The 5,801-nt window shown below is 62.4% G+C and carries 5 protein-coding genes and 1 pseudogene; 2 read left to right on the top strand and 4 right to left on the bottom strand.

Annotation, left to right across the window (positions count from 1 at the left end; genetic code table 11):
• From MAXJ12_RS11415 to MAXJ12_RS11425, 3 genes are all read right to left on the bottom strand, one after another.
• Nucleotides 1–1,100, bottom strand: a 1,100-nt coding sequence (locus tag MAXJ12_RS11415) for a molybdopterin-dependent oxidoreductase (protein ID WP_008836013.1), incomplete at its 3' end; no start/stop codon positions are given.
• A 202-nt stretch (nucleotides 1,101–1,302) separates the two neighbouring features.
• Nucleotides 1,303–1,677, bottom strand: a complete 375-nt coding sequence (locus MAXJ12_RS11420; RefSeq protein ID WP_008836014.1) for a hypothetical protein — start codon at nucleotides 1,675–1,677, stop codon at nucleotides 1,303–1,305.
• A 9-nt stretch (nucleotides 1,678–1,686) separates the two neighbouring features.
• The gene (locus tag MAXJ12_RS11425) at nucleotides 1,687–3,564 is read right to left on the bottom strand and encodes an ABC-F family ATP-binding cassette domain-containing protein (RefSeq protein ID WP_008836015.1); all 1,878 of its coding nucleotides are present in this window, start codon (nucleotides 3,562–3,564) and stop codon (nucleotides 1,687–1,689) included.
• Between the two features lie 250 nt (nucleotides 3,565–3,814).
• Between MAXJ12_RS11425 and MAXJ12_RS11430 the strand changes: the two genes are divergently transcribed.
• Nucleotides 3,815–4,741: an ABC transporter ATP-binding protein gene (locus MAXJ12_RS11430; RefSeq protein ID WP_008836016.1), complete on the top strand. Its 927-nt coding sequence runs from the start codon at nucleotides 3,815–3,817 to the stop codon at nucleotides 4,739–4,741.
• Complete coding sequence (locus tag MAXJ12_RS11435; protein ID WP_008836017.1) at nucleotides 4,738–5,499, top strand: ABC transporter permease; 762 nt, start codon at nucleotides 4,738–4,740, stop codon at nucleotides 5,497–5,499. The genes MAXJ12_RS11430 and MAXJ12_RS11435 overlap by 4 nt, the downstream gene beginning before the upstream one ends.
• Nucleotides 5,500–5,501: 2 nt before the next feature.
• Here MAXJ12_RS11435 and MAXJ12_RS11440 read toward each other — a convergent pair.
• Nucleotides 5,502–5,801, bottom strand: a pseudogene (locus tag MAXJ12_RS11440) (amidase); the annotation flags it as partial.

Below are 5,801 nucleotides of genomic sequence, written 5' to 3' on the forward strand. Positions count from 1 at the left end.
CCAATCCGCGAATGGTCGAGATAGCGGATCTTTGGATCGCGCAGCCGCGTGCCCTCGTGCAACTCGCCATTGAGCTTGAGCACGCCCGAATTGGAATGGAAGGCGCCGCCGCCCTCATACTGCCAGCACCCCGTAACCGACGCGATCGACATCGCCGCATGCATGTTCACCGAGCCGTTGCGCTGACGCGCGAAGCCATAGCCGAGGCGGAAGAATGTTTTCTTGGTCGTGCCGACTAGCCGCGCAAAGGCTTCGATCTCGGCCACGGAAAGGCCGGTAATCGCCGCTGCCCATTCCGGCGTGCGGGTCGCCAGATGCGCCTCCAGCCCCTTCGGATCGTCGGTGTATTTTTCGAGGTAGTCCCGGTCGGCCATGCCGTCGCGGAACAGCACATGCATGACCGCGCAGGCCAAAGCACCGTCGGTGCCGGGCTTCAGGACCAGCCCCATGTCGGCCTGCTTCATCGTCGCGTTCTCGTAGACGTCGATGACGACGATCTTAGCCCCGCGCTCCTTGCGCGCCCTGACCGCATGGGTCATCACATTGACCTGGGTGACCACCGCATTGGTGCCCCAGATCACGACACAATCCGACTTCGCCATCTCGCGCGGGTCCGGCCCCCGCAACGCTCCGGCGCCCATCATCCAGCCCGTCCAGGCGAGATTGGTGCAGATCGAGCCGAAGAAGCCCGAATATTTCTTGGCGTGACGCAGCCGCTCAATGCCGTCGCGCTGCACAAGGCCCATGGTGCCGGCGTAGAAATAAGGCCAAACCGTCTCCGAGCCGTGCTTCTCCTCGGCGGCGATGAACTTTTCCGCCACGAGATCGAGCGCCGCTTCCCAGCTTGCCTCCTTCCAGCCGCCTTCGCCCTTGGCGCCTGAGCGCACCAGCGGCTTCAGCAACCGGTCGGGATGATGAATGCGATCGGCGTAGCGCGCGACCTTGGCGCAGATCACGCCGGCCGTGTAGCTGTTGTCCTTTGCGCCGTGCACCCGGCCGATGCGATCGCCGTCGAGGATCTCCACATCGAGCGCACAGGTCGACGGACAGTCATGCGGACAGGCCGAATGGCCGATTTTTATCGTCGCGTGCTGGTTCATGGATGGGATTTTAGCTAGTTTTCCCGCCGCGTGTATCAGTTATCGTTGTGCCACGCGCTCGTTTTGCCGGAAGGACATCGCCCTCAGCAGGCAGCTCGCTTCCTGCGCCGTCGAGAAAATCGAGAAAGGCAATGCGATCAGCCGCTGCCGCTCTCCGGCGAAAGAAATCCTCGGTTTCCTGCCGCTCGTTCACAGGATGATCCTAGTTCGAATCAGTTCCGGGTTCCATCATCACAGATACTCTCTTGGCGCTTAGTTTCAGATCGAACCACTCAGTGACAATGCGGTAGTGATCACCTTCTGAGAACACCTCGATACGTCCCAGATCAAGCGTTCCATCTGGATCGGCAATTATTGAAGGTTTTTCAGCAGTGTGCAATTCGATCACGTGGGGAGATTCAAATCTGACATCGCCCTCGCGGTAGCAATACATCTCACTTGGAAGAGGCTGAGCATACGAAGGGTGGCCGGGCAGTACGGCGAATAGCACACGCAGACGAAGCCGCGTTCCATCAGCGACCATTCCGAGAAAATAGCTGTCCTCAAGGTGCATCCGGTCGAAGATTTGCTCGTCCATAAAGTCGCCCTAATCCGCCGTGCCTTCCTCGTACTCGGCCGACAGCGCCAGCCATTTTTCCTCGTGGCCGGCAAGCGTCTGAGTCAATTGCGAGCGCTCCTTGGCGAGGCGTGTCGCCGTCGAGGGATCCTTCTCGTAGACCGCCGGATTTGCCAATTCGTCCTCGATCCCGTCGATGCGCTTGCGGATGCGGTCCATCAGCGCTTCGGTCGCGCGGATCTCCTTGGCGACCGGCTCCATCGCATTGCGGCGCTGGGCAGCCTCGCGGCGGCGATCGGCCTTGGATGCCTTCTCCGCCTCACGCCGCTCCTTGCGGTCGCCGGCGACGCCGGTGACCTGCTGGCGATAGTCCCCGAGATCGCCGTCGTAAGGGTTCACCTGGCCGTCCTTGACCAGCCACAGCCGGTCGGCCGTCGCCTCGATCAGGTGCCGGTCGTGCGAGATCAGGATCACCGCTCCCGGAAAATCGTTGAGCGCATGGATCAGCGACTCGCGGCTGTCGATATCCAGATGGTTGGTAGGCTCGTCGAGGATGAAGAGGTTCGGTCCCTCGAACGCCGACAGCCCCATCAGCAGGCGCGCCTTCTCGCCGCCGGACAGATCCTTGGCCGGCGTGTTCATCTTTTCCGTCACCAGCCCGAACTGCGCGACCCGCGCTCGAACCTTCGATTCCGGCGCTTCCGGCATCAGCCGCCGGACATGCTCGTAGGCGTTCTCTTCGGGCCTCAGATCGTCGAGTTGGTGCTGGGCGAAGATCGCGACCTTCAGCCCCGGCGCGATCGTCATCGTGCCGGTTTCCGGCTTCAGGCGGCCGGCCAGAAGCTTGGCGAAGGTCGACTTGCCGTTGCCGTTGGCGCCGAGCAGCGCGATGCGGTCGTCGGCGTCGATCCGGAGCGTCATCTTCTTCAGGATCGGGCTGCCCGGCTGATAGCCGACATTGACATGGTCCAGCGCCACGATCGGCGAAGCCACCGTCTTCACCGGCTCGGGGAATGAAAACGGCCGTACCGTCTCGTTCACGACCGCCGAGATCGGCTTCATCTTTTCGAGCGCCTTTAGCCGCGACTGCGCCTGGCGCGCCTTGGAAGCCTTGGCGCGGAAGCGTTCGACGAATGATTCCATATGCTTGCGCGCCGCTTCCTGCTTGGCGCGGCTCTTCTCCTGCAACATCGCCTGCTCGGCATGCTGGCGCTCGAACTGATCGTAGGCGCCGCGCCAGAAGGTCAGCTTCTGCTTGTCGAGATGCACGATCGAGTTGACCGCGCGGTTGAGCAAATCGCGGTCATGCGAGATCAGCAGGACCGTGTGCGGGTACTTCGCGACATAAGTTTCGAGCCAGAGCGTGCCTTCGAGGTCGAGATAGTTGGTCGGCTCGTCGAGCAGCAGCAGGTCCGGCTCGGAAAACAGCACGGCCGCCAGCGCCACGCGCATGCGCCAGCCGCCCGAGAACGACGAAGCCGGCCGCTTCTGCGCCTCGGCATCGAAGCCAAGGCCCGCCAGAATTGTCGCCGCGCGAGCTTCAGCCGAATGCGCATCGATATCGGCCAGCCGCATGTGTATCTCGGCGATGCGGTGCGGGTCCGCCGTTGTCTGCTCCTCGGCCAGAAGCGCCGTGCGCTCGACGTCGGCCTTGAGCACGATTTCGATCAGCGGCTCCTCGGTGCCGGGCGCCTCCTGCGCAACCTGGCCGATGCGCGTGTTCCTCGGCAGGCTGACGGAGCCGGTCTCGGCCGCCATGTCTCCGGTGATCGCCTTGAACAGGGTGGTCTTGCCGGTTCCGTTGCGGCCGACGAGCCCCGCCTTCGTTCCTGCCGGCAGCGTCAGCGAGGCATGGTCGAGGAGCAGGCGTCCGGCGATACGGAGCGAAAGATCGTTGATTATAAGCATGGCGGCGTTTTGGCCGAGACCACAGCGGAAGGCAAGTCCCCGATATTGCGCCGCACCTTTTAGGGATCGGCGACCAAGCGTCGGAAGACGTCGGCCTCATCTTCTGCTTTTGATCTCGTGCCTAAGGCTTGTGCATTCACCAGCAGCCCATATATTCGCGCAGACATTCGGCTTCCGAACCAATTCCGCATTTTCCTCGACTAATCCCTCCCCGCGACGAGCCGCCCCTCCAACCGCCAACGCCATTCCCATGCAGCCAGTCATTTCCGTCTCGAATCTTTCCAAGACCTACGCGTCGGGATTCCAGGCGCTCAAGAACGTCGACCTGGAGATCACGCGCGGCGAGATATTCGCGCTTTTGGGGCCGAACGGCGCCGGCAAGACCACGCTGATCGGCATCATCTGCGGCATCGTCAATCCGACGGAAGGAACGGTGCTCGCCGATGGCTATGATATCATCTCCGATTACCGCCAGGCCCGTTCGCAGATCGGCCTCGTGCCGCAGGAACTGACGACGGACGCATTCGAGACGGTCTGGGCGACGGTCAGCTTCAGCCGCGGCCTGTTCGGCAAGAGGCCCGACCCGGCGCATGTCGAGCGCGTGCTGCGCGACCTGTCGCTGTGGGACAAGAAGGACAGCAAGATCATGACGCTCTCGGGCGGCATGAAACGCCGGGTGATGATAGCCAAGGCGCTGTCGCACGAGCCGCGTATCCTGTTCCTCGACGAGCCGACTGCCGGCGTCGACGTCGAATTGCGCCGCGACATGTGGAACGTCGTGCGCTCGCTGCGCGACACCGGCGTCACCATTATCCTGACCACGCACTATATCGAGGAGGCCGAGGAGATGGCCGACCGCATCGGCGTGATCCATCAGGGCGAGCTGATCCTCGTCGAGGACAAGGTCGAGCTGATGCGCAAACTTGGCAAGAAGCGGCTGACGCTGCAACTCCAGTATCCGCTGGCCGCCATACCGGAGAACCTGCGCTCGTACGGAATGGAACTCGCCGAAGACGGCCAGGAGCTGGTCTACACCTACGATACGCAGGGCGAGCGGACCGGCATCACCACGCTGCTGCAGGATCTGAGCGCGGCGGGAATACGCTTCAAGGACATCCAGACCGACCAGAGTTCGCTCGAGGAGATTTTCGTCGGCCTGGTGAGGGAACAGCCATGAACCTCCATGCGATCCGCGCGATCTACCTTTTCGAGATGGCGCGCACCTGGCGCACGCTGCTGCAGAGCATCGTTTCGCCGGTCATATCAACGTCGCTCTATTTCGTTGTCTTCGGCGCGGCGATCGGCTCGCGCATCCCCGAGATCGACGGCGTCAGCTACGGCGCGTTCATCGTGCCCGGGCTGATCATGCTGTCGCTGCTCACCCAGAGCATCTCCAACGCCTCGTTCGGAATCTACTTTCCGAAGTTCGTCGGCACGATCTATGAGATCCTCTCCGCGCCGGTGTCGTTCCTGGAGATCACCATCGCCTATGTCGGGGCGGCAGCGACCAAATCGGTCATCCTCGGCACGATCATACTGGCGACCGCGGCGCTTTTCGTGGATCTCACGATCGTGCATCCGTTCTGGATGATCCTGTTCCTTGTGCTTACGGCGGTCACCTTCAGCCTGTTCGGTTTCATCATCGGCATCTGGGCCGACGGCTTCGAGAAGCTGCAACTGGTGCCGCTCCTCATCGTCACGCCGCTGACCTTCCTCGGCGGCAGCTTCTATTCCATCAGCATGCTGCCGCCCTTCTGGCAGAACGTAACGCTGTTCAACCCGGTGCTCTACCTGGTCAGCGGCTTCCGCTGGAGCTTTTATGGCGCGGCCGATGTCAGCGTCGGCATCAGCCTCGGCATGACGCTCGCATTCCTCGCACTCTGTCTCGGCGTGGTCGCCTGGATCTTCAAGACCGGCTATCGGCTCAAAACCTGAGTCTACGAAGCGCGGCGAAAAAGCTCCTCGACCGCCGCGGCTATGCTCAGCAGGCGGCGATCATGGCCCCTGCGAGCGAACAGCATCAGGCCGGCCGGAAGGCTCATTTCAGGCATTGACAGCGAAATCGCGGTCAAGTCGAACTGGTTTGCAACCTGCGGATTGCGCAGCAGCAATCCGTCCGTGCGGTCATACAGGTCGTCATCCTCCAGCAGCGGCTGGATGGCCGGGGCGATCAGCGGCGTCGTTGGCAGAACCAGCACATCGATCGGGCGCAGCCGCCGGTCCATGGCGGCTGGCAG

Origin of the sequence: Mesorhizobium alhagi CCNWXJ12-2, from assembly GCF_000236565.1 — a bacterium.
GTDB lineage: Bacteria > Pseudomonadota > Alphaproteobacteria > Rhizobiales > Rhizobiaceae > Allomesorhizobium > Allomesorhizobium alhagi.

Bases quoted from the DNA above. Each gene is read 5' to 3' on its own strand.
- MAXJ12_RS11420 (WP_008836014.1), bottom strand. From the start codon at position 1,677: ATGGACGAGCAAATCTTCGACCGGATGCACCTTGAGGACAGCTATTTT.
- MAXJ12_RS11435 (WP_008836017.1), top strand. From the start codon at position 4,738: ATGAACCTCCATGCGATCCGCGCGATCTACCTTTTCGAGATGGCGCGC.
- MAXJ12_RS11425 (WP_008836015.1), bottom strand. From the start codon at position 3,564: ATGCTTATAATCAACGATCTTTCGCTCCGTATCGCCGGACGCCTGCTC.
- MAXJ12_RS11430 (WP_008836016.1), top strand. From the start codon at position 3,815: ATGCAGCCAGTCATTTCCGTCTCGAATCTTTCCAAGACCTACGCGTCG.